The organism is Hydrogenophaga sp. PML113 (genome assembly GCF_001777155.1).
GTDB lineage: Bacteria > Pseudomonadota > Gammaproteobacteria > Burkholderiales > Burkholderiaceae_C > Hydrogenophaga > Hydrogenophaga borbori.
In genome coordinates this window covers 140,630-163,952 of record NZ_MIYM01000001.1, presented here as the reverse complement: position 1 = coordinate 163,952, position 23,323 = coordinate 140,630, and the positions used below count along the sequence as shown (strand labels likewise).

General features: G+C 70.9%; 21 protein-coding genes and 1 other RNA gene. 4 read left to right on the top strand and 18 right to left on the bottom strand.

What is annotated here, in order from left to right; all coding sequences use genetic code 11:
* Positions 1-22: 22 nt before the first annotated feature.
* The 6 genes from dksA to dapF form a co-directional block, all read right to left on the bottom strand.
* Positions 23-1,075: an RNA polymerase-binding protein DksA gene (dksA, locus tag BHU06_RS21945; protein WP_083292775.1), complete on the bottom strand. Its 1,053-nt coding sequence runs from the start codon at positions 1,073-1,075 to the stop codon at positions 23-25.
* A 270-nt stretch (positions 1,076-1,345) separates the two neighbouring features.
* The gene (locus tag BHU06_RS00735) at positions 1,346-2,422 is read right to left on the bottom strand and encodes a GTP-binding protein (RefSeq protein ID WP_070397231.1); all 1,077 of its coding nucleotides are present in this window, start codon (positions 2,420-2,422) and stop codon (positions 1,346-1,348) included.
* Positions 2,423-2,485: 63 nt separating this feature from the next.
* Positions 2,486-3,670, bottom strand: a complete 1,185-nt coding sequence (locus tag BHU06_RS00730) for a class I SAM-dependent rRNA methyltransferase (protein ID WP_070397230.1) — start codon at positions 3,668-3,670, stop codon at positions 2,486-2,488.
* Positions 3,671-3,700: 30 nt separating this feature from the next.
* Positions 3,701-4,657, bottom strand: coding sequence for a tyrosine recombinase XerC (locus BHU06_RS00725; RefSeq protein WP_070397229.1), 957 nt, complete (start codon positions 4,655-4,657; stop codon positions 3,701-3,703).
* Positions 4,654-5,352, bottom strand: coding sequence for a DUF484 family protein (locus tag BHU06_RS00720; RefSeq protein ID WP_070397228.1), 699 nt, complete (start codon positions 5,350-5,352; stop codon positions 4,654-4,656). Before BHU06_RS00720 ends, BHU06_RS00725 begins: the two co-directional genes overlap by 4 nt.
* A gap of 18 nt (positions 5,353-5,370) precedes the next feature.
* Positions 5,371-6,255 carry a diaminopimelate epimerase gene (dapF, locus tag BHU06_RS00715; RefSeq protein ID WP_070397227.1) on the bottom strand — a complete coding sequence of 295 codons (885 nt, stop codon included), beginning with the start codon at positions 6,253-6,255 and terminating at the stop codon, positions 5,371-5,373.
* A gap of 81 nt (positions 6,256-6,336) precedes the next feature.
* On the opposite strand from dapF, the gene BHU06_RS00710 reads away from it, so the two are divergent.
* Complete coding sequence (locus BHU06_RS00710; RefSeq protein ID WP_070397226.1) at positions 6,337-8,037, top strand: MBL fold metallo-hydrolase; 1,701 nt, start codon at positions 6,337-6,339, stop codon at positions 8,035-8,037.
* 43 nt (positions 8,038-8,080) lie between these two features.
* Here BHU06_RS00710 and BHU06_RS00705 read toward each other — a convergent pair whose 3' ends face one another.
* The 4 genes from BHU06_RS00705 to BHU06_RS00690 all read right to left on the bottom strand — a co-directional run bounded on the left by BHU06_RS00705 (position 8,081) and on the right by BHU06_RS00690 (position 11,091).
* Positions 8,081-8,653: an outer membrane beta-barrel protein gene (locus BHU06_RS00705; protein WP_070397225.1), complete on the bottom strand. Its 573-nt coding sequence runs from the start codon at positions 8,651-8,653 to the stop codon at positions 8,081-8,083.
* A gap of 94 nt (positions 8,654-8,747) precedes the next feature.
* An RNA gene (rnpB, locus tag BHU06_RS00700) (RNase P RNA component class A) lies at positions 8,748-9,107 on the bottom strand.
* 23 nt (positions 9,108-9,130) lie between these two features.
* Entirely contained in the window at positions 9,131-10,486 is a 1,356-nt protein-coding gene (locus BHU06_RS00695; RefSeq protein ID WP_070397224.1) for an MATE family efflux transporter, read from the bottom strand.
* A gap of 23 nt (positions 10,487-10,509) precedes the next feature.
* A complete protein-coding gene (locus BHU06_RS00690) occupies positions 10,510-11,091 on the bottom strand; it encodes a DUF2239 family protein (protein WP_070397223.1) in 582 nt (193 codons plus the stop codon).
* A 118-nt stretch (positions 11,092-11,209) separates the two neighbouring features.
* Here BHU06_RS00690 and BHU06_RS00685 point away from each other — a divergent pair, with 118 nt between their 5' ends.
* On the top strand, positions 11,210-13,078 hold the full coding sequence (locus tag BHU06_RS00685; protein ID WP_070397222.1) for an NAD(P)/FAD-dependent oxidoreductase: 1,869 nt from the start codon (positions 11,210-11,212) through the stop codon (positions 13,076-13,078).
* Positions 13,079-13,128: 50 nt separating this feature from the next.
* Complete coding sequence (locus BHU06_RS00680; protein WP_070397221.1) at positions 13,129-13,839, top strand: glycine zipper 2TM domain-containing protein; 711 nt, start codon at positions 13,129-13,131, stop codon at positions 13,837-13,839.
* A 75-nt stretch (positions 13,840-13,914) separates the two neighbouring features.
* Here BHU06_RS00680 and htpX read toward each other — a convergent pair whose 3' ends face one another.
* The 6 genes from htpX to BHU06_RS00650 form a co-directional block, all read right to left on the bottom strand.
* Positions 13,915-14,784, bottom strand: a complete 870-nt coding sequence (gene htpX, locus BHU06_RS00675) for a protease HtpX (RefSeq protein ID WP_070397220.1) — start codon at positions 14,782-14,784, stop codon at positions 13,915-13,917.
* 133 nt (positions 14,785-14,917) lie between these two features.
* On the bottom strand, positions 14,918-15,655 hold the full coding sequence (locus tag BHU06_RS00670; protein WP_070397219.1) for a DUF3025 domain-containing protein: 738 nt from the start codon (positions 15,653-15,655) through the stop codon (positions 14,918-14,920).
* A 14-nt stretch (positions 15,656-15,669) separates the two neighbouring features.
* A complete protein-coding gene (gene pyrC / locus BHU06_RS00665) occupies positions 15,670-16,716 on the bottom strand; it encodes a dihydroorotase (RefSeq protein WP_070397218.1) in 1,047 nt (348 codons plus the stop codon).
* Positions 16,717-16,760: 44 nt separating this feature from the next.
* Positions 16,761-17,672 (bottom strand): amino acid ABC transporter substrate-binding protein, encoded by a 912-nt coding sequence (locus tag BHU06_RS00660; RefSeq protein WP_070397217.1) that lies wholly within the window; start codon positions 17,670-17,672, stop codon positions 16,761-16,763.
* 149 nt (positions 17,673-17,821) lie between these two features.
* Positions 17,822-18,736 carry a LysR substrate-binding domain-containing protein gene (locus BHU06_RS00655; RefSeq protein ID WP_070397216.1) on the bottom strand — a complete coding sequence of 305 codons (915 nt, stop codon included), beginning with the start codon at positions 18,734-18,736 and terminating at the stop codon, positions 17,822-17,824.
* 60 nt (positions 18,737-18,796) lie between these two features.
* Positions 18,797-20,647, bottom strand: coding sequence for an ABC transporter ATP-binding protein/permease (locus BHU06_RS00650; protein WP_070397215.1), 1,851 nt, complete (start codon positions 20,645-20,647; stop codon positions 18,797-18,799).
* 37 nt (positions 20,648-20,684) lie between these two features.
* On the opposite strand from BHU06_RS00650, the gene BHU06_RS00645 reads away from it, so the two are divergent.
* Positions 20,685-21,134 carry an acyl-CoA thioesterase gene (locus BHU06_RS00645; RefSeq protein WP_070397214.1) on the top strand — a complete coding sequence of 150 codons (450 nt, stop codon included), beginning with the start codon at positions 20,685-20,687 and terminating at the stop codon, positions 21,132-21,134.
* 16 nt (positions 21,135-21,150) lie between these two features.
* Here the strand turns inward: BHU06_RS00645 and BHU06_RS00640 are convergent, their stop codons facing one another.
* Together BHU06_RS00640 and BHU06_RS00635 are read right to left on the bottom strand one after the other, a co-directional pair.
* Positions 21,151-21,714, bottom strand: a complete 564-nt coding sequence (locus tag BHU06_RS00640; protein ID WP_070397213.1) for a DUF882 domain-containing protein — start codon at positions 21,712-21,714, stop codon at positions 21,151-21,153.
* A complete protein-coding gene (locus tag BHU06_RS00635) occupies positions 21,711-23,291 on the bottom strand; it encodes a murein L,D-transpeptidase (protein ID WP_070397212.1) in 1,581 nt (526 codons plus the stop codon). The genes BHU06_RS00640 and BHU06_RS00635 overlap by 4 nt, the downstream gene beginning before the upstream one ends.
* Positions 23,292-23,323: the final 32 nt, after the last annotated feature.

Below are 23,323 nucleotides of genomic sequence, written 5' to 3'. Positions count from 1 at the left end.
ATCGGGTCGGTGCCGGTCGAACTCAGTCGCCGAACATCTTCTGCTTGAGCTCGCGGCGCTGCTGCGCCTCGAGCGAGAGGCTGGCCGTGGGCCGCGCGATGAGCCGGCCCACGCCGATGGGCTCGCCGGTTTCCTCGCAATAGCCATAGTCGCCGGCCTCGATGCGGGCGATGGCCTGCTCGATCTTTTTGAGCAGCTTGCGCTCGCGGTCGCGCGTGCGCAGCTCCAGGGCGTGCTCTTCCTCGATGGTGGCGCGGTCGGCCGGATCGGGCACGACGACGGTGTCCTCGCGCAGGTGTTCGGTGGTTTCACCCGCGTTGTTGAGCATGTCGGTCTTCAGGCCCTTGAGCTTGGTCTTGAAGAACGCCAGTTGCACGTCGTTCATGTACTCGCTGTCGGGCATGGCCAGCACGTCCGCGTCGGTGAGCTGTTCGACCTTGAGGGTCTTCCAGTTGTTGGCCCGCTTGGGGTCCTTCTGCAGGGATGGGGGGGCGGGGGACGTCATGACGGTTCGTTCATTCACGGGAGAGAAAGTCGCCTTGGGAGCGTCTGGGGCATGGCTGGGCGCGGAGGCCGGCTGGGACATCTGCGCCAGCATGGCCTTGCGCGCCTCGCGTTTGCCCATGGGCGCCGGCGAGGGTTCGGTCGCGGTGGGCGCCGCAGCGCTGGCCACCTTGGAAATGAGGTCGCTGGCCACGGCCGCGGCCTTGGCGGCGGGCGATGCCGCGACCTTGGCCTTGACCGGTGCCTTGGCGGCGGCTTTCACCACCGGCTTCTTGGCGGTCGGCGCTTTGGCCACGGGCTTTGCCACGGCCTTGACAACGGGTTTCACCGGCGGCTTGGCCACGGCCTTGGGCAGCGGTTTCGGCGCCGCCTTCTTGGCCACGGCCTTGGGCGCCTTCACGGGTGCCTTCGCCGGTGCCTTGGCCACGGCCTTCTTCGCCACCGGCGCCTTCTTGGCCACAGCCTTGACCGGGGAGGCCTTCTTGTGTGCCACCGGCTTGCCGGCACGCGCCGTGGCGCCCGAGGCGACGGACTTGCCTGCTTTCGCTGCCTTGGAAGCCGGGGCTTTCACAACGGGTCTCCTTGGGATGGCCGGCACGCCCCTTCACAGGGATCGCGCCCGGCTCGTGGACCGATGGCGACGGGCTCCAACCCGGGCCTGCCATCGGCAAAGGCGCTGTTATACCCCCTTGCCGTGTGACAAATGCCCTGGTTGATTCGGGGCGCGATTGTAGCCATGCGCGAAGCGCGGCCCGCGCCGGCCGGCAGACCGGGGCAGGCCGTGGTGAGACAAACGACACGGCCCGGCCCCCTGCGCTGAACGGCCCGACCCGCGCCCGGTTCAGGCCAGGCTCTGCTCGAGCCCCTGCTCGAGGATGTCGCGCGGCAGTTCGATGCCGATGAACACCATCTTGCTCACGCGCTTTTCGTCCGGCCCCCACTCGGGGCCCAGGTCACTGCCCATGAGCTGGTGCACGCCCTGGAAGATGACCTTGCGCTCGGTGCCTTGCATGTGCAGCACGCCCTTGTAGCGCAGCATGCGCGGGCCGTAGACCTGCACGATGGCGCCCAGGAAGTCCTCCAGCTTTTCGGGGCTGAAGGGGCGCTCGGCGCGGTAGACGAAGCTCTTGACGTCGTCGTCGTGGTGGTGGTGGTGCCCGTGGCCGTGCTGGTGCGAGGGGTGGTCGCAGTGCTCGCCATGGGCGTGGTCGTGGTGCCCATGGCCATGGTGGTCGTGGTCGTGGTCGTGGTCGTGGTCGTCGGCCTTGAGGAAGTCCGGGTCGATCTCGAGCTTGGCGTTGAGGTTGAAGCCGCGCAGGTCGAAGACCTCGTTGATGGCCACTTCGCCGAAGTGCGCGGGCCGCATGGCCGCGCGCGGGTTCATGTGCTTGAGGCGGTGCACCAGCGCATCGACCTCGTCGGCCGAGACCAGGTCGGCCTTGCTGATGAAGATCTGGTCGGCGAAACCCACCTGGCGACGCGCCTCCTGGCGGTCGTTGAGCTGCTGGGCGGCGTGCTTGGCGTCCACCAGGGTGACGATGGCGTCCAGCAGGTACTGCTCGGCCACCTCGTCGTCCATGAAGAAGGTCTGGGCCACGGGACCGGGGTCGGCCAGGCCGGTGGTTTCGATCACCACGCGCTCGAAGTCGAGTTCGCCCTTGCGCTTTTTCTGCGCCAGGTCGGCCAGCGTGGCGCGCAGGTCGTCGCGGATGGTGCAGCAGATGCAGCCATTGCTCATCTGGATGATGTTTTCGGTGGTGTCGGCCACCAGGATTTCGTTGTCGATGTTCTCTTCGCCGAACTCGTTCTCGACGACGGCGATCTTCTGGCCGTGGGCCTCGGTGAGCACGCGCTTGAGCAGGGTCGTCTTGCCCGAGCCGAGGAAGCCGGTGAGGATGGTGGCGGGGATCAGGGCCATGGTGCGTAGGGGGTGGGGAAAACGAAGGCGGAAGAGTGTAGGCCAGCCCGGTGCGAACCGGCTTCAGGGCCGGCGCATCACCACCAGGCCCTTGAGGTATTCGCCTTCGGGGAAGCTCACCGTCATCGGGTGGTCACGGGCACCGCCCAGGCGCTGCAGGAAAACGCCGTCCACGCCGGCTTCCAGGCCGGCCGAGGCCACGATTTTGTGGAACAGCTCCACCCCCACCCCGCCGGAGCAGGAGAAGGTGAACAACACGCCACCCGGGCGCAGCAGCTTGAAGCCCAGGCGGTTGAGGTCCTTGTAGGCGCGCGCGGCGCGCTCGGCGTGCGCCGCCGTGGGGGCCAGCTTGGGCGGGTCGAGCACGATGCCGTCGAATTGCCGGCCCTCGTCGATGAGGCGGCGCAGGGTGGCATTGACGTCGGCGTCCCGCCACTCGCAGCGGCCGGCGTCGAAGCCATTGAGGGCCACATTGGCCCGGGCCTGCTCCAGCGCGGGCCCCGAGGAGTCGACGGAGAGCACGCGCTCGGCACCGCCGGCGAGCGCGGCCACGGTGAAACCGCCGGTGTAGCAAAAGCCATTGAAAACCTCGGCCAGGCGGTGCCGCGCCACCAGTTCGCGGCAGGCGGCGCGGCTGTCGCGCTGGTCGAGGTAGTAGCCGGTCTTGTGGCCGCTGGCGATGTCCAGGCCCAGGCGCCAGCCGTGTTCCTGCAGCACCAGCGCCGTCTCGCCCTGCCCGCGCAGCCAGCCGGTGGCGTCGGCCAGACCTTCCAGGCGCCGGCTGCTGGTGTCGCTGCGCTCGTACAGGCGCTCGCAGCCGCTGAGCTCGAGCAGGGCGTCCGCGATCACGTCCTTCCAGCGCTCGACGCCGGCGGCGCCGAACTGGGCGACCAGGGTGTCGCCGTAGCGGTCCACCACCAGGCCGGGCAGGCCGTCGGACTCGGCGTGCACCAGGCGCACGCCATCGCTGTCGATCGCCAGGCGCTCACGCAGGGCCAGGGCGGCGCGCAAGCGCTCCTTGAAGAAGGCGGCGTCGATGCGCTGTCGTTGATCGAAGCTCCAGGCGCGCACGCGGATTTTCGAGGCGGGCGAGACGGCGCCCCAGGCGAGGAACTGGCCGTCGGCACCCTCCACGCGCACGGTTTCGCCGGGGTCGCCGCCACCCTTGGCGATGGCACCGTCGAACACCCAGGGGTGGTGGCGCTGCAGGGAGCGTTCCTTGCCGGGCCTGAGTCGGATGGATTTCATGCCCGGTCGTGTCCGTGGGGTGGGGTGGCCTTACTTGGCGCGTGGCTTGCGGGCCTGGGCGCGCGGGTGCGCGGCGTCGTAGACGCGCGCCAGGTGCTGGAAATCCAGCCGGGTGTACACCTGCGTGGTGCCGATGCTGGCGTGGCCCAGCAGTTCCTGCACGGCCCGCAGGTCGCCGCTGGACTGCAGCACATGGCTGGCGTAGGAATGGCGCAGCATGTGCGGGTGCACCGGCGTGGCCAGGCCGGCCTGGATGGAACGGCGCTTCAGCCGCACACGGATGTACTGCGGCGTGAGCCGCCCGCCGCGCTGGCCGATGAACAGCGCCGCGTCGTCCCGCGCGAAGGCGGGGCGCAGGTCCAGCCAGCGCCGCAGCGCGTCCAGCGCCGCGCGGCCCACGGGCACGCTGCGCCGCTTGCTGCCCTTGCCAAGCACGTGGGCCTCGGCGCCGCTCAGGTCGATCCAACCGCGCGCCGTGGCGCTGGCCGCCACGTCCAGCCCCACCAGCTCGCCGATGCGCAGGCCGCAGCCGTACAGCAGTTCGGCGATGCAGGCGTCGCGCGCCTCCAGCGCCGGGTCGTCCTCGGCGTCTGCGTGGCCCATCAGGCGCACGGCCTCGTCCACCGGCAGGGCCTTGGGCAGGGGCTTGCCGGCCTTGGGCGCGCGCACGTCGTTCACCGGGTGCTGCTGGATCAGGCCCTGGCGGCCCAGCCAGCCGTAGAAGCCGCGCCAGCCCGAGAGGATGAGCGCGATGCCGCGCGCGCTGCGCCCACCCGAGTGCATCTGCGCCACCCAACGCCGCACGTGCGCGGGCATCACGTCCGCCAGGGCCACGCCGGCCTCGCGCGCATTCGCCTGCAGCTTCTCCAGATCGCCCGTGTAGAGCGCCAGCGTGCGATCGGCCAGGCGCTTGTCCACGCGCACGTGGTCCAGGTAGGCCCGCACCAGGCCGGCGTCGTCGCTGCGGGCCGGCCCGGCGTGGCTCATTCCGTGGCCGCGGCCACCACCGGGCGCAGGCGCGAGAGCGCGGCGCTGGTGAGTTCGCCGATGCGTTCGAGGAAGTCGGTGCCCATGTCGGAGGCGAAGCGCTGCGGGTCGGGCGAAGCCAGCACCAGCAGGCCGAAGGCCTCGGGCGCGGCGCCCGCGCGCAGCGGGATCAGCGCCAGCGACTGGGCCGACGAGGGATCGACCAGCCACTGCGCGGCCTCCAGGCCCGGGTTGTGGCCGCAGTACGGCACCGCCAGCGAGCCCGCGAAAGCCTGGGCATCCTGGCTCGCGCCCTGGGCGTAGTCCTCGCCGGCGAACTCGGCCGACACGCCCCAGACCTTGATGCCCACCTGCGGCACCAGGAACTGCGCCGACAGCTCGGTCGCGGCCACGCGCGGCAGGTCGCGCGCCTCGCGCACCAGCAGCAGCTCGCGCATCCAGCGCTGCAGCTTGTCGGCGATGGCGGTGTTCTCCTTGCCGTGGCGCATCATCTCGGCGGCCTTGAGCTCCAGGCCGCGGATCTTCTCGCGCAGCATCTCGGCCTGGCGCTCCTGCAGGCTCACGGCGCGCCCGCCGTGCGGGCTGGTGAGCTGCACCGCCGCCAGCAGGCTGGCGTGGCGCTCGAAGAAGTCGGGGCTGTTGGCCAGGTACTGGGCGATGTCGTCCTCGGTGATGGGCGGGATCGGCTGGGTCATGGTGGTGGGCGAAAAAGACTACGGTTGGTTCAGCTCGTCGGGCACGGTGATCTCGCCCTCGAACACGGGGGTGGCGGGGCCGGTCATGAACACGGGGGCGTCGTGTTCGGGCGTGTCGACCCATTCGATGGTGAGCACGCCGCCACGGGTGTGCACGTCCACGCGCGAGCCCAGCCAGCCCAGGCGGATGCCCGCCACCACGGCGGCGCAGGCACCGGTGCCGCAGGCCAGGGTTTCGCCCGCACCGCGTTCGTACACGCGCAGCTTCACGGTGCGGGTGTCGATCACCTGCAGAAAGCCGGCGTTGACGCGCCGGGGAAAGCGCTCGTGGTTTTCGATCAGCGGGCCCCAGGCCGCCACCGGCGCGGTGTCGACGTCGTCGACCAGCAGCACCGCGTGCGGGTTGCCCATGGACAGCACCGCCACGTACTGGTCGCCCGCGTAGGGCACGGCCAGCGGCCAGCGCTCGAAGTTGCCGAGCTTCTCGGCCTTCAGGCCCTTGGCGTCGAAGGGCACCTGGGACAGCGCGAAGACCGGCGGGCCCATGTCCACGGTGACGCGGCCGTCGGGCAGGCGCTTGAGTTCCAACACGCCGTTCTTCACCTTCACGCGCAGCGGGTTTCGCTCGCTCAGGCCCTTGTCGTGCACGTAGCGCACGAAGCAGCGCGCGCCGTTGCCGCAGTGCTCCACCTCGCCGCCATCGGCGTTGTGGATGACGTATTCAAAGTCAAGGCCCGGCTCGGGGGCCTCGCGCACGGAGAGGATTTGGTCGGCGCCAACGCCGAAGTGGCGGTCGGCGAGAAAGCGGTACTGCGCCGTGCTGAGCCCGAGCCGTCCGCGCGTCTCGTCGAGCACGACGAAGTCGTTGCCCGCGCCTTGCATCTTGGTGAAGCGGATCCGCATGGAGGCGGATTATCCGCGTTGCCCGCGGCCCCTGACGCGCGCACGACGCAAGACCGTGCCGCCCTCCCCCACAATCCCGCCATGGTCCGCCCCACCCAACTCCTGCACCCGCCCCGCCCTGCCGCGCCGCTGCGCCCCGCCGCCACCGTGCTGCTGCTGCGCGACGGACCCGATGGTGTCGAGGTTCTGATGACCCGCCGCTCCATGACGGCCAGCTTCGCGCCCGGCGCCTACGTGTTCCCGGGTGGCGGCATCGACGCCGCCGACGCCCAGGCCTTCGGCGCCGCCGCGCGCCGCCCCACACAGACCGACCTGCGCCTGACCCAGGCCATCGCCGCCATCCGCGAGAGCTTCGAGGAGTTGGGCGTGCTGCTCGCGCGCCGCGCCGACGGCGGCTGGGCCACGGCCGAGGACATCGCCGCGCTCGACCGAAAAGCCCCCTTCGCGCCGCAATGCACCGCGCGCGGGCTCAAGCTGGCGGCCGACGAGGTCTTCGTGCTCGCCCACTGGATCACCGACCGCGACCTCTCGCGCCGCTTCGATGTGCCGTTCCTCATCGCGCGCATGCCCGAGGGCCAGGAGCCCGTGGCCGACGAGAGCGAGCAGTTCGAGCCCCTGTGGGTGCGCCCGGCCGACGCGCTGGCGCGCCACGCCGCCGGCCAGTTTTTCATCATCTTCCCGACCATCCGCACGCTGGAGCGCCTGCAGGCCCACGCCTCGGTGCAAGCGGTGCTGGACGCCTGCGCCGCGCACGACGAACCACTGTGGACCAGCTGCCCGCGCGCCGGCCTGGTCCGGGGCCGCGAGTCGCGCCACATGGAACACGAGCCGCCCTTCGGTGAGCTGGCCCTGGTCTGCCCCGACGGCCAGATCGTGCACCCGCTGGACTGGCAGCACGAACAGCCGGTGCCGCTGCTCAAGCAGGTGATGCGCCTGACCGCGCCCAACAGCGGCGTCATGACCGGCCCCGGCACCAACAGCTACATCGTGGGCGACCCGGCCAGCGGCTACATCGCCATCGACCCGGGCCCGGACGACGGCGCGCACATCGAACGCCTGTGGCGCGCCTGCGGCGCCGACCTGCGCGCCATCGTCTGCACGCACTCGCACCCCGACCACTCGCCCGGCGCCGCGCGCCTGCAGACCCTGTGCGTGCAGGCCGGCGCCACGCGCCCACCCATCCTCGGGCTGGCCAGCGCGGCCACCGCACGCGAGAACAGCCGCTTCACGCCCGACCGCGCGCTGGCCGACGGCGAGCGCCTGGCGCTGCAGGCGCCCGACGGCACCACGCACACGCTGATGGCCGTGCACACGCCCGGCCACGCGGCCAACCACCTGTGCCTGGTGCTGCTGGAAGACGGCCTGCTGTTCTCGGGCGACCACATCCTCAATGGCAGCACCACGGTGATCGACCCGCCCGACGGCGACATGAGCGCCTACCTGGCGTCGCTGGACCGCCTGGCCGCGCTGTGCGACGAACAGGGCATCGAATTCATCCTGCCCGCGCACGGCCACGTGCTGGGCGACCTGCGGCGCACGGCCGACAACCCCTCGGCGCCGGTGGAGGGCGGCGCGCGGCGCGCCATCGACCAGCTCAAGGCGCACCGGCTCGCGCGCGAGGCCAAGATCGCGCGCGCCATGCAGGTCCGCCCCGACGGCGGCCTGGACGACTGGGTGCCGCTGGCCTACGACGACGTGCCCGAGCGCCTGTGGCCGGTGGCGCGGCGCTCGCTGCTCGCCCACGTGGAGCGCATCCGCGCCCTGGGCGGCTTCAACGCCTGAGGACGGCGGCCAGGCCGCTGGCGGCCTGGCCTGCGCCGCGCGCTCAGAAGCGCCGGCCGTACACGATGCCCACGCCCTCGGCCTTGACGCCGTCCTTGTCGTGGTAGTTCATCCAGTTGGCCTGCAGGTAGGACACCGGGCTCAGGTGGACATTGACCCCCAGGCCGTAGGCCGTGTCGGTGCCGGTGTCGTCCCGGTTGATGCCGCCCGCCGACAGCTCCAGCTTGGTCCGCGCCACGCCCACGCGCCCGAACAGCTCGACCCGCTCGCCCAGCGGCAGCGTCGGCTTGAGGAACAGGCCGTAGGTGCTGGGCACCTTGGCATCGATGCCCGTGTTCACGCCATTGAGCTTGATCTCGTCCTTCATCACGCCGCCGGCCACATGGCCTTCGACGGACAGAAACGGCCACAGGCGGTAGCCCAGCGTGCCCGTGAGCAGGCCGGGCTTGGCCTCGGCGCTCAGGGGGCCGTCCTTGGCGGTGATCTTCAGCTGCGACAAGCCGATCTCGCCGTACAGCTTCGGGTCGGACGGGGACTGGACCTGCTGGGCGGAGGCGGCGCTGGCCAGCCCCGCCGCGAGCAGGGAAACGAGCATGGTTCTGCTGAGGTGCGTCATGTGCGGTCCTTTCGGTCAAAAACCCTCCGGGACCGATAGGGCAAACGCCGTACCTGGCCGCTGGCGCGGCCGGCACATGACGGCAGGAAGAAAAGTGTGAAGCGCGCCGGTACGCCGGATTCTGTGCGCCCCGGTTGCCCGGAACGTGACCGCCATTCCTCTGGGCCGCCGGTCACCCGAACGGCTCGATGCCACCTACCCGCCAGCTCCGCGGAGCCACATCAACGCTGGCCTATTTGGTGTTGCTGCGCGTAGAGATTGCCCGTTTCACCCGGTCCGGGTTGCCCCGGACCGACTCGTCTCTGTTGCTCTGATCCTCACCTTAGGGCCCCGCGGGCGAACCCTCGGGGCTTGTCGGTGGAGAGGTGTTACCTCCTACGCTGCCCTGCGCAGTCCGGACGTTCCTCCAGCACACCCTTTCGGGTCTTGTGCCAGCGGCGGTCTGGCGCGCTTCACGGGCGCGATTATCCCGCGTCCTCAGATCAGCCGCTCGATGCGGCGGTGCCGCCAGACAAAGCGGTAGAACGCCGTCTGCAGCAGCAGCATCGCCACGTAGGCCACGGGGAAAGCCAGCCAGATGCCCGGCAGGCCGAGCCGCGCGTCCAGCAGCCAGGCGGCGGGTAGCTGCACGCCCAGGATGCAGAAGATGGAGATCGCCATGGGCACCATCACCACGCCACTGGCGCGCATCAACCCGCCGACGATGGCCTGGAAACCAAAGACCAGGATGCTCCACAGCATGATGTGCAGCAGGTGCTCGGCCTGCAGCCGCACCTCGGCCTGCGTGAGAAACAGCCCCAGCAGGTGGTGCGACAGCCCGTAGCCGAGCAGCACCAAGGCGCCGGTGAGCACCAGGTTGAGCCACAAGCCGGTGCGCAGGATGGCGCCGAGCCGGTCGACCCGGCCCGCACCGATGGACTGCGCCGCCAGGATGGAGGTGGTGATGGCGATGGACAGCGCCGGGAACTGCACGTAGTTCACCACCTGCGTGACCGCGCCGTAGGCCGCCGTGGCCTGCGATCCGTGGCCGTTGACCAGCGCCAGGATGACCAGCTCCGAGACGGAGATCACCACCATCTGCACGCCCGTGGGCAGGCCGATGCGCATCACCTTGCCGAGGATGGCGCGGTCCAGCCGCAGCGCGGCCCGCATCTCGGCGTCGAAGGCCATCACGCTGCCCTGGCGCGCCAGGCGCCAGCCCAGGAACACCAGCGCCAGCGCGTAGGACACCAGGCCCGCGTAGGCCGCGCTTTGAATGCCCAGCGGCGGCAGGCCCAGCCAGCCCTTGATGAGCGCCGGCGTGAGCAACAGCCCCAGCACCGTGGACATCAGCAGCGCCAGCAGCGGCGAGACCGTGTCGCTGATGCCGCGCAGCAACTGCGTGAACAGGATGAACACCAGCAGCAGCGGCATGATCAGCAGCATCACGCGCGCGTAGGCCACGGCGTCGTCCAACACGTCCAGCGGCGTGCCCAGGGCCTGCATGGCGGGCCGCGCGAACGCCACGCCCAGCGCGGCGGCCACCAGACCGATCAGCGCCCCCAGCATCAGCGCCGTGCCGGCGATGGCCTTCACCTTGTGCGGCTCGCGCGCGCCCCAGGCTTGGCCGATCAGCACCGAGGCGCCCGCGCCCAGGCCGATCACCAGCGAGATGAAAAAGAACACGATGGGGAACATGCCCGAGACGGCCGCCAGCGCGTGCGTGCCGAGCATCTGCCCAATGAAGATGCCGTTGAGCGTGCCCGACAGCCCTTGCAGGATGTTGGACAGCACCATGGGCACGAGGAACACGAGATAGACCCGCCAGAGCGGGCCTTGTGTGGAGGGAGGCATGGGAAGGGTCCGGAAAGGGTGGATCAGTCGTTGGGGTCGGCGTCGGGATCGGCGGGGCCGGTGGCCATGAAGGCCTCGCGCGCCAGCCAGCTGGCGTGCGCCTGCACGTCCGGCGGCCAGGGCGCGATCTGGCGGGCGAAGGCCTCGGCGTCGTGCGCGAACAGCGCGCGCGCGGCCTCCTCGAAGCCGGGAAAGCCGCCTGCGATGGCGCTCATGAAGCGGTAGGCGCGTTCGGTGGCCTCGCGCCGCGCGTCGCGGCCGGCGTGCACGCGACGCGCTTCGTCGACCAGCCGGCGCAGCGCGGCCGAGGCGCCGCCGGGCTGGCGGGCCAGCCAGTCCCAGTGGCGGGGCAGCAGCGTCACCTCGCGCGCCACCACGCCCAGGCGCGGCCGGCCCACCTGCGGCGCGGCGGCGACAGGGGCATCGGGCGGCGGGGCCGGGAAAGGGTAGTCGACGAGCGCACCACTGGCGTCGTCGAACACCAGCAGGCCACCAGCCGACAGGTCCAGCGCGCCCAAGGCGCGGGCGACCTCGTCGCATGCGCCGAAAGCCACGCGCCGCGCGCCCAGGAAGGCGGTGCACCGGGAGGGAGATTTTGCAGACATGGTCGAAATTATACCCGGGTATTTTTATTTTGCCCGGATCAATTCAAAACCGGGTCGGGCGCGGGATTGGGGACAATGCGCGGCTTCGTCTGCTTGATCGCCACAAGCCCCACGACCCATGATCCGCATCGCCGAACTCAAACTCCCCCTGGCCGAGGTGCCGGCCGAAGCGCGCCGCGCCGCCGACGCGCCCAGCGAAACCGAGGCCGACCGCGCGCCGCCACCGCACCCGGTGCAGGCGCTCACCCGACTGGCCGCGCAGGCCCTGGGCATCGACCCCGCCGCCATCGCCGCGCTGACGGTCTTCAAGCGCAGCTTCGACGCCCGCAAGGCCGAGCTGCTGGCGGTCTACATCGTCGATGTGGCCCTCGCCGACGCCTCGGCGGAGCCGGGTTTGCTGTCGCGCCACGCCCAAAACCCGCATGTGCGTGCTACGCCCGACATGTCGTGGACCGCGCCCGGCCACGCGCCCGAGGGGTTTCCGCGCACCGGGGACGAGCGCCCCGTGGTGGTGGGCCTCGGCCCCTGCGGTCTGTTCGCGGCGCTCGCCCTGGCGCAGATGGGCTTGCGGCCCATCGTGCTGGAGCGCGGCAAGCCCGTGCGCGAGCGCACCCGGGACACCTGGGGCCTGTGGCGCCGCCGCGTGCTGAACCCGCAGAGCAACGTGCAGTTCGGCGAAGGCGGCGCGGGCCTGTTCTCCGACGGCAAGCTCTACAGCCAGATCAAAGACCCGCGTTTCTTCGGCCGCAAGGTGATGAACGAGTTTGTCGACGCGGGCGCGCCGGGCGAAATCCTCTACACCGCGCACCCGCACATCGGCACCTTCAAGCTCGTGAAGGTGGTGGAGGCCATGCGCGAAAAAATCATCGCCCTGGGCGGCGAGATCCGTTTCCAGCACCAGCTCACGGGCCTGGTCACCGAGGGCGATGGCGCCGCGCGGCGCGTGCGCGCCCTGCGCGTGCACCGGCTCGACACGGACGAGCACCTGGAGTTGCCCGCGCGGCGCTTGGTGCTGGCGCTGGGCCACAGCTCGCGCGACACCTTTGCCTGGCTCTGGGACCAGGGCGTGGCCATGGAAGCCAAGCCTTTCTCGGTGGGTTTCCGCATCGAACACCCGCAAAGCCTGATCGACCGCGCCCGCTGGGGCCGCCACGCCGGCCACCCGCTGCTCGGCGCGGCCGACTACAAGCTCGTGCACCACGCGAAAAACGGCCGCGCGGTCTACAGCTTCTGCATGTGCCCGGGCGGCACGGTGGTGGCGGCCACGTCCGAGCCCGGGCGCGTGGTCACCAACGGCATGAGCCAATACTCACGCGCCGAGCGCAACGCCAATTCGGGCCTGGTGGTCGGCATCGAGCCCAACGACTACCCGCAGCGCTTTCCGCAGGACACGCCGCTGTGGACCGCCGCCTTCGGCGAAGCCGACGGCGCGCGCTACGCCGCCCAGGCCGAGACCCTGCGCGCCCAAGGCCGTCACCACCCACTGGCCGGCGTGGTGCTGCAGCGCCAGCTGGAGAGCCGCGCCTACGAACTCGGCGGCAGCGACTACAGCGCGCCCGGCCAGCGCGTGGGCGACTTCCTCGCCGCGCGGCCCAGCACCGCGCTGGGCGAGGTCGAACCCTCCTACAAGCCCGGCCTGCACCTCACCGACCTCGCGCCCTCGCTGCCGGCCTACGCCATCGAGGCCATCCGCGAAGCCCTGCCCGCCTTCGGCCGCCAGATCCGCGGCTACGACCTGCCGGACGCCCTGCTCACCGGCGTGGAAACACGCACCTCTGCGCCGCTGCGCATTCACCGCGACGAAGGCCTGCAAAGCCCGAACACGCGCGGCCTGTACCCGGCGGGCGAAGGCGCGGGTTACGCCGGCGGCATCCTGTCGGCCGGCGTGGACGGCCTGAAAGTGGCCGAGGCCCTGGCCCGGGACCTGCTCGGCCTGCCGCCCGTCGGGGGCTTTACAAAAAATGACAAGCTTGGCGCGCCGGCTTGACGTCCCAGGCGCAGCATGCAGCTTCCCCATTCCTCTTTCAGGAGCCTTCCGTGAACACCCCCCGATCGCTCGTCTGGCTTCCCCTGGCGGCCGCGCTGGCCGCCGCCACCGGCGCGGCCCACGCCCAGGAAGCGCAAGGCCGCGTCATCAGCAGCACACCCATCATCCAGCAGGTGGCCGTGCCGCGCGATGTCTGCTCCGATCAGCAGGTGACCTACCCGGGCCGCAAGTCGGGCGCCGGCGCGGTGCTGGGCGCCATCGCGGGCGGCGCGGCGGGCAACGCCATCGGTGATGGCAGCGGCCGCGCCGCGGCCACCGTCATCGGCCTCATCGGCGGCGCCATGCTGGGCAACCGCATCGAAGGCTCCAGCCCGCCGCAGACCGAGATCGTGCGCAACTGCGGCACGCAGACGTTCTACGAGCCCCGCACCGTGGCCTACGACGTGGTCTACGAGTACGCCGGTCAGCAGTACCGCACCCAGATGGCGCAAGACCCGGGCCGTTACGTGCGCCTGAACGTCACGCCCGTGGACGCCATGCCCCCGCCGCCCCCCGCCTACCCTTCGCGCCCGCAGGTGCGCTACGAAACGCCGGAGCCGCCCGTGGTGTACAGCGACGGCTACGCGCCGGGCTACTCCAACATCTCCACCGAGGTCGTGATCATTGGCGGCCAGCGCTACTTCCGGCCCCCGGGCTGGCGCGGCCACCCCGGTCCGGGCTACCACGACCACGGCTACCCCCGCTTCGAGCGCAACCGCTGAGTTCTTCCGCCACCCGGCGGCTCAAGAAAAAGGCCACCCCAGGGTGGCCTTTTTTGCCGGGCGCTCGCGGCGCGATCAGCCTTGCTGCAGCGCGGCGATGCGCTCTTCGATCGGCGGGTGGGTGCTGAACAGCTTGCCCAGGCCACCGGTGATGCCCAGGGCCTGCATGGTCTTGGGCAGTTCGCCGGGCGTGAGGCCACCCAGGCGGGCCAGGGCATTGATCATGGGCTGCTTGCGGCCCATCAGCTGCGCGGCGCCGGCGTCGGCCCGGAACTCGCGCTGGCGGCTGAACCAGGCCACGATGATGGCGGCCAGGAAGCCCAGCACGATGTCCATCACGATGGTGGTGACCATGTAACCGATGCCGGGGCCCGAGTTGCTGTCGCTGCCGCGGCGCAGGAAGCTGTCCACCGCGTAGCCGATGACACGCGACAGGAACACCACGAAGGTGTTCATCACGCCCTGGATCAGCGTCATGGTGACCATGTCGCCGTTGGCCACGTGCGCGACCTCGTGGCCGATCACGGCCTCGACCTCTTCGCGCGTCATGTTCTGCAGCAGGCCGGTGGACACGGCGACCAGCGCGCTGTTCTTGAAGGCGCCGGTGGCAAAGGCGTTGGGCGCGCCCTCGAAGATGGCCACCTCGGGCATGCCGATGCCCGCCTTGTCGGCGAATTTCTGCACCGTCTGCACGATCCAGGCTTCGTCGGCCGTCTGCGGTTGGTTGATCACGCGCGCGCCGGTGCTGAACTTGGCCATGGGCTTGCTGATGAGCAGCGAGATGATCGCGCCGCCGAAGCCGATGACGAGCGAGAAGCCCGCCAGCGCCGTCATGTTCAGGCCGTTGGCGGTGAGGAAACGGTCCACGCCGAGGATGCGCGTGGTGATGAGCAACACCGCCATCACGGCGACGTTGGTCAGGACGAACAGCAGGATGCGTTTCATGTGTGCTCCGTTAGGCGCCGGCGCGTGGGGGCCGGCTGCGCCACTGACCCGGTTTCGGGCCTTCAGGTTCCCGGTGCCAGGTCAAGGGCAGCGGATGATACCGGCACCGAAAGTGGGGTTGATGGCGCCGGTTTCAAGCCGCGCGCGGCGGACGGAACACCGCCGCATCGGCGTAGAACGCGGGGTCGGCGTTGCCGTCCCACCAGCCCGGCACGCCCAGCACGGGCAGCGGCGTGAAGGGTTTGGCGCGCAGCCGCGCGGCGTCCAGTTGCGCGGCCAGCCAGGCGTCCCAGGCCGCGAGGTCGTCGCCCAGCGACTGGGGCACGGGCAGCGCCAACACGTGCGCGGTGATGGATTTGTAAGGCCGGGCCAGCTTTTCCAGCAGCGCATGCCCGAAGGGCAGCAGCCGCGCGCGCGCCCAAGCCCCCCGCTGCGCGACGAACAGCTCGGTCCAGTCGCGCGCCCGCAGGGCCCGCCACAGCGGCTCGGGGGCCTGCAGCAGGGCTGCGTTCTCGTCGAACAGGGTGATGGCGTCGCGCAGCGGCCCGCGCACCGCGCCCACGCCGTCGGCCGCGATGGCCTGGGCCTGCAGGCGGTTGAGTTGGCGCTTGCTCGCGGGAAAGCGGTGCCAGATCAGCCCATTGAACAGGTCGTGAAGGTTCTCGCGCGTGGGCACGCTGGCCGTGGCGGCGATGAAGGCCTCATAGGCCTGGCCCTCGGGCAAGGCCGATTGGGACACGGCGCGCAGCGGACCCGGCGCATGCCGGTTCAGGGCCTCGGGCAGGGGCAGGCCCTGCGCCTGCGCGGCCTGCACCGCACGGCCCGCCTCGGCCACGGAGGCGAACCACGGGGCCGACCAGTGAATGGCCATGCCGTCGCCAGCGTTCAGGCCAGCAGCCGCCAGCGCAGCGCCTCGCCCGCGCGCAGGGGCTTGAGTTCGGCCTCGCCGAAGGCATAGGACTCGGGCGGCGTCCAGGTCTCGCGCCGCAGCGTGACCGTGCCGGCGTTGCGCGGCAGGCCATAGAAGTCGGGCCCGTGGAAGCTGGCGAAGCCCTCGAGCTTGTCCAGCGCGCCGGCGGCTTCGAAGGCTTCGGCGTACAGCTCCATGGCCGCGTGCGCCGTGTAGCAGCCCGCGCAGCCCACCGCGTGCTCCTTCAGGTGCGCGGGGTGCGGCGCGCTGTCGGTGCCCAGGAAAAAGCGGTCGCTGCCACTGGTGGCGGCCTGCACCAGGGCCACGCGGTGCGTCTCGCGCTTGAGCACGGGCAGGCAGTAGTAGTGCGGACGGATGCCGCCCAGGAAGATGGCGTTGCGGTTGTAGAGCAGGTGGTGCGCGGTGATGGTGGCCGCCGTGTGCGGACCCGCACCGGCCACGTACTGCGCGGCTTCCTTGGTGGTGATGTGCTCCATCACGATCTTCAGTTCGGGGAAGTCGCGGCGCAGGGGGATCAGCACCTGGTCGATGAACACCGCCTCGCGGTCGAACAGGTCGATGTCGGCGGACGTGACCTCGCCATGCACCAGCAGCTTGAGGCCTTCGCGCTGCATGGCCTCCAGGGTCTTGTGGGTCTTGCGGATGTCGGTCACGCCCGCGTCGCTGTTGGTGGTGGCGCCGGCGGGGTACAGCTTGAGGGCCACGACACCGGCCGCCCGGGCGCGCGCGATTTCCTCGGGCGGCAGGTTGTCGGTGAGGTAGAGCGTCATCAGCGGCTCGAAGGCCACGCCGGCGGGCACGGCCGCCAGGATGCGCTCGCGGTAGGCCTGCGCCTGCGCCGCCGTGGTCACCGGCGGCTTGAGGTTGGGCATGATGATCGCGCGGCCGAACTGGGCGGCGGTGTGGGGCACCACGGCCTGCAGGGCGATGCCATCGCGCACGTGCAGGTGCCAGTCGTCGGGGCGGGTGAGGGTCAGGGAGTCGGGGGTGGCGGCGCTCATGGTGCCGCGATTGTCGCAGCCACCACGGATGGCTTCGGCCGGCCTCAGGGCACCTGGTCGGTGGGGTACTTCCAGAAGTCGCGCAGCAGGTAGCTGATGGGCAGGTTCATCGGCAGGTTGTTCGGCGGGATCGGCTGCTCGAACCAGCGCTGGTAGATGGCGTGGATTTCGTGGCTGTAGATCAGGCGGCGCATTTCATCGTCGATGATTTTCTTGAACGCCGGATCGCCCTTGGGCAGCATGATGGCCAGCGGCTCGGTGGTGATGAAGCGGCCCACCACCTTGAGCGCCTTGGGGTCGGGCCGGGTGGACGCCAGTCCATAGAGCAGCACGTCGTCCATCACGAAGGCCTGCGCCTCGCCGCGCTCCACCATCTGCACGGCTTTCTCGTGGTCCTCGGTCTCGACGATCTCGAAGCGCAGGCCCCGCTCGGCCTGGATGCGCCGCACCGCGGCCAGCGGCGTGGTGTTGCGGGTCACGGCCACGCGCTTGACCTCGGGCTGGTCGATGCGGTCGATGCCGCTGTTCGCCTTGACCAGCATGCGCGCGCCGGTGATGAAGTGGGGAATGGTGAAGGCCACCTTCTCGCGCCGTTGCGCGTTGTTGGTGGTGGAACCGCATTCCAGCTGGGCCTTGCCGGTCTCGATCATCTCGATGCGGTTGGCCGGGGTGAGCTGCAGGTACTCGATCGGCAAGGCCGGCAGCGCCAGCCGGGCCTGCACGGCGGCGGCCAGGCGGCGACAGACGTCCACCGCGTAGCCGATGGGCCGCTTGTCGGGGCCCAGGTAGGAAAACGGCACCGAGGATTCGCGGTGGCCGATCACGAGGCGCCCCTGTGCGCGGATCTGCTCGATCACGGGACCCGAATCGCTGGCCGGCGCGGGCCCGGCCCACGCCAGGAGGACCAGCGCGGCCAGCGCCGCGCGCAGGGCAAGCAACAAGGGGGGCTGGGGCATGGCGGGCGTCCTCACGGTGTGTCCTGCGTCCACGAAGGGCGGGACGATACGTCGCGCCGGCAGGTCGGCCGCTACCGCGAATGCGGTATTTCTTCTGAGGAACGTGCCAACGGAAGCGCCGCCCCGATCGGCGGCACCCGGGGGAAGCCTCAACCGAGCAGGTCGCTCAGCCGGTTCCAAAAACCGATGGCGGCCCGCTTGCCCTTGCTGGTGTCCATGGGGCGCGTGCGGTACAGGCGGATATCCAGCGTCAGCGTGAGGCCGTCGGCCGCCGGCACCAGGCGCCGGCCCGCCACCTCGTTGCGCACCGCGCTGGCGGGCAGGAAGGCGATGCCATGCCCCTCGACGGCCATGGCCTTCAGGCCCTCGGCCATGTCGGTTTCATAGACGCGCTCGAGCTGGCTGGCCAGTGAGGTGTCCTTGAGCAGGTGCTCGACAGCGCGGCCCAGGTAAGCCCCGGGCGCGTAGCCCAGGAAGGGCTGCGCCTGGCCACCGGGCGAGGGCAGCGCGTACAGCGGCCCGCCCTGGGCGTTGGGTCGGCTGTAGGGCGCCAGCACCTCGGTGCCCAGGGGCAACATCTCATAGCGCGAGGTGTCCAGCTGGATGGGGTGCGCCGCGTGGTGGTACGCGATCAACAGGTCGCAGCTGCCCTCCACCAGGCGCATGACGGCGTCGTGCACGTTGAGCGCGATCAGCCGGCTTTTCACCGGGCCGACCGTCTCGCGCAGGCCGGACAGCCATTGCGGGAAAAAGGTGAAGGCCAGGGTGTGCGGCACGGCGAACTCGATGACGTCCTGCGCCGCCGCCGTGTGCGCGCGCAGCATGGCGCGCGTGGTGTTGAGGGTCTGCAGCAGGTCCAGCGCCTGCTCGTACAGGGTCTGGCCGGCCGGCGTGAGCCGCGTGGGGTAGGAGGAGCGATCGACGAGGTCGGTGCCGGCCCAGGCCTCCAGCGACTGGATGCGGCGGGAAAACGCCGGCTGGGTGACGTGCCGCAGCTGGGCCGAACGGCTGAAGCTGCGGGTCTCGGCAAGACTGACGAAGTCTTCCAGCCACTTGGTTTCCATGGCGCGCGATTATGGTGGTGTGGCGGGCCGACACCCGCTGGGGTTTTCTCGATCCGGGGCTCAGTCGTTGCCGGCTTGCTGCAGCGCCCACATCCGGGCGTAGGCGCCGCCCCGCGCCACCAGGTCGGCGTGGCGCCCGCGTTCGACGATCCGGCCGTTCTCCAGCACCAGGATTTCGTGGGCGTCGACCACCGTGGACAGGCGGTGCGCGATGACGAGCGCGGTTTTGTGGCGCGCGGCCTGGCGCAGTTCCGCCTGGATCGCCCGCTCGTTGGCCGAGTCCAGCGCGCTGGTCGCCTCGTCGAAGATCATGATCGGCGGGTTCTTCAGCAGGGTGCGGGCGATCGCCACGCGCTGCTTCTCGCCGCCCGACAGCTTGAGCCCGCGCTCGCCCACCATGGTGCGCCAGCCCTGGGGCAAGCGCTCGATGAAGCCACGGATGTGCGCCGCCTCGGCCGCCGCCACCGCCGCCTCGTGCCCGGCCTCGGGCCGGCCGTAGAGGATGTTGTATTCGATGGTGTCGTTGAAGAGCACCGTGTCCTGCGGAACGATGCCGATGGCCTCGCGCACGCTGGACTGCGTGACCTCGGCGATGTCCTGGCCGTTGATCGTGATGCGGCCTTCCCCATTGGCCCGGTTGCTGGTGTCGTAGAAGCGGTAGAGCAGGCGCGCCAGCGTGCTTTTGCCCGAACCCGAGGGGCCCACCACCGCCACCGTCTTGCCGGCCGGGATGTCAAAGCTCAGGCCGTGCAGGATCTCGCGCGCGGGCTCGTAGGAGAAATGCACGTTCTCGAAGCGCACGGTGGGCGGCCCGTCGAGCACGAGCGGCTTCGCGCCGGGCGCGTCGGCCACCTCGCGCTCCTTCTCGAGCAGCGAGAACATCTTCTCCAGGTCGGTCAGGCTCTGCTTGATCTCGCGGTAGAGCACGCCCAGGAAACCCAGCGGGATGTAGAGCTGGATCATGAAGGCGTTGATCATCACGAGGTCGCCCAGCGTGAGCTTGCCGGCCACCACGCCGTTCGTGGCGCGCCACAGCATGAACACCAGCGCCACCGCAATGACCAGCTGCTGTCCCGCGTTCAGCAGCGACAGCGTGCGCTGGCTCACCAGGCGCGCGCGGCGCAGCTTCTGCAGGGCCTCGTCGTAGCGCGTGGCCTCGTAGTGTTCGTTGTTGAAGTACTTGACCGTTTCGTAGTTCAGCAGCGAATCGATGGCGCGCGTCTGGCCGGCCGATTCCAGTTCGTTCATGCGGCGGCGAAACTGGGTGCGCCACTCGGTCACCACCACGGTGAAGCCGACGTACAGCACCAGGGCCGCCAGCGTGATCCACACGTAGCCCATGTCGAACTGCGTGCCCAGCAGCGTGAGCACCAGCGCCACCTCGATCAGCGTGGGCACGATGCTGTAGAGCGAGTACGAGATCAGCGATTGCACGCCGCGCGTGCCGCGCTCGATGTCGCGCGTCATGCCGCCGGTCTGGCGCTCCAGGTGGAAACGCAGGCTCAGGCTGTGCAGGTGGCCGAACACCTGCAGCGCGATGTGGCGCGTGGCACCCTCGGTGGCCTTGGCGAAGACGAGTTCACGCAGCTCGGTGAACAGGCTGGTGCACAGGCGCAGGCCGCCGTAGGCCAGCAACAGGCCCAGCGGCACCACCAGCAGGGCCTGGGCGCTGCCCGGCGGGATGTTCATGGCGTCCACCAGCTGCTTGAGCAGCACCGGCACGCCCACGTTGGCGAGCTTGGCCGCCACCATGAAGGCCAGCGCGGCGATCACGCGCCATTTGTATTGCCACAGGTAGGGCAGCAGGCGCCGCAGGGTGGCCCAGTCGGAGCGGCGGGCGGGCGCCGCGGCGGACTCGCCGGGCGCGGACGGCAAGGCCACACGGCCTTGGGTGGGGGTATCGGGACGCATGCAAGACAATCGTGGGAGTCAGCCGGAGATTGTGCCCATGCCCACCGATTCAAGCGCCGCCCACGCGCCTTTGCCCTCTTTGCCCTCGGACCACCGCGAACTGGTGCTCAAGGTGATCCCCATGCCGGCGGACTGCAACGCCAACGGCGACATCTTCGGCGGCTGGGTCATGGCCCAGGTCGACCTGGCCGGCGCTGTGCTGCCGGCGCGCTTCGTGCGTGGGCGCATGGCCACGGTGGCGGTGAACCAGTTCATCTTCAAGCAGCCGGTGCGCGTGGGCGACATCCTCAGCTTCTATTCGCAGGTCACGCGCATCGGGCGCACCTCCATCACCGTGATGGTGGAGGTGTTCGCCGAGCGCATTTCCTCGCAGGGCCAGTACCTGAAGGTGACCGAGGCCAGCCTGACTTATGTCGCCATCGACCTGGAGGGCCGGCCCCGGCCGATTCCCGCCGACGCCAAGTCGGCCTGGACGGCGCCGGCCTGAGCGCGGGCGGGGGCGCTCAGCCGCCCCAGCGGCGCACGCGCCCGGTGTCGATGTGCACGAACTGCTCGCGTGGGTAGAAGCCCACGCCGCCGGCCTGCAGCGACAGCGCGGCATCGCGCAGGTCGGCCAGCGGCACGCCGGGCAGGCGCACGTCGATGGCGCGCCCGTCCATGTGCAGGCTGCGGGTGGCCACACCGCCGCCCCGCGTGGCCTTGAGGTGTGCGTTGGTGAGCGGCGAGCGGTAGCCCGATACCACCTGGTACGGCCGCTCGGTGCCCAGCACCCGGCGCAGGGCGTGCAGCACGTCGTGCAGGCCGGGGTCGATGTGGCCGACATCGCCCGAGTAGTGGTCGCGCAGGAAATGGTCGAGCCGGCCCAGGGCCTCGGGCAGGTAGTCGGCACCCGTGGCGTAGACCAGGTCGATGCGCTCGTGCGTGTGCAGGTGGTCGAAGGCCAGCGCGCGCTGGGGCGCGGCCCACACGTGCCGGGGCAGGGCGAGCAGCGGCGCGGCCACCGCGGCGCCCAGGCCTTGGCGCAGGAAACGGCGGCGAGAGGCAGGGAAGAAGGGACGGTCGTTCATCGGGATGGCTGCGGTTGGGGCCGGGGGCGGGCGTCGAGGGCGGCCTGCAGCCGCGCGTCGTGACCATACACGTCGGCGAAGAAGTGGGGGCGGCCCTGCTTGACGAGCACCGTGCCGTAGGCGATGAGCACCGGCAGCGGGTCGCGCAGGGCGACGTGGGTGGACGTGCCGGCGGCCATCTGCTCGCGGATGCGCGCTTCGTCCCAGCCGGGCATGCCCGCCATCACGAAGCGCGCCAGCGCCACCGGGTCCTCCACGCGGATGCAGCCGTGGCTGAAGTCGCGCCGTTCGCGCGCGAACAGGCCGACCGAGGGCGTGTGGTGAAGGTAGATGTTGTCGCGGTTGGGGAAGACAAACTTGATGTCGCCCAGCGCATTGGCCGGCCCCGGGCGCTGGCGGATGCGCAGCCGGCCGGCCAGCACCGCGTCGAGCTTGGCCGGGCTCAGCACGGTGTCCACGCTGCCGTCGCCGCCGACGAACTCGAAGCCCTGGCGCACCCAATGGCCCGGGTCGCGGCGCAGGCGCGGCACCGTCTCCTGGCGCGCGATCGATGGCGGCACGTTCCAGTAAGGGCTGAACTCGATGCTGCGCAGGCGTTCGTCGAACAGCGGGGTCTCGTGGCCCACGGCCTTGCCCACGATCACGCGCATGCTCAGGCGCACCTCGATGCGGCCGTCCACCACTTCGTAGGCGCGCAGCACGTACTCGGGGATGTTGACCACGATCATGCGCGGCCCTTGCAGCAGGGGTGTCCAGCGCAGGCGCTCCAGGGTCAGCGCCGTCTGGCGCGCGCGCGCCGCTGGCGGCACCTCCAAGGCCGCCAGCGTGGCGGCGCCGAGCACGCCATCGTCCGTCAGGCCATGGCGCCGCTGGAAGGCCCGCAGGGCCTCGAGCGCGGCGCCATCGAGGCGGTCGGACAGCGGCGCGCCGCCAGCCAGGTCGCCCAGCAACGCCAGGCGCTGGGCCATCGCGGGCAGGCCCGCCCAGCTGCCGCCCGGTTCGAGTTTGGGCGAGCGCGCACCCGCCGGCCGCGGCAAGGGCGGCAGGCGCCGCGACCAGGCGGGGTGGCCGGCCAGCGCGTCCATGTCGCGCAGGACCTTCTGCAGCTGGCCATAGATTGGCAGCGGGGGAACCGCCGCCCGCACCGCCGCGTCGAGCCGTCCCTGGGCCAGGGCGTCGGCCAGCGCCTTCGCCGGGTCGAAGGCCCTCGGCGCCACGCTGAAGCGCTGGTGCACGGCGCGGGGATCGACGCGGCCGAAGGCCAGGTCGTGCAGGTAGCGGCGCATGGCGGCGCCCAACTCGGTGGCGAACCGGGCGCCGGCCGCCCCGTCCGGGCGGGCCAGCGCCTCGCCCAGCTGCCGCTGGAGCGCCTCGGCCTGGTAATCGCCCGGATCGAGGCCGTTCGCCCCCGCGCCGGCCAGCAGGGCCAGGGCCTGGCGGGCCAGCGGCTCGTTCCAGGCCTGGCCGCTGCCGGCCTCGACCCAGGTGGCGGCCGCGGCGGGGTCCAGCCACCAGGGCCAGGCGCCCAGGGCGAGCAGCCAGTGGCGGCGGCGCCAGGAAAACGAAGCCAGGTGCATGGCGGCATTGTCCCCGACCGGGCGGCCGCGCC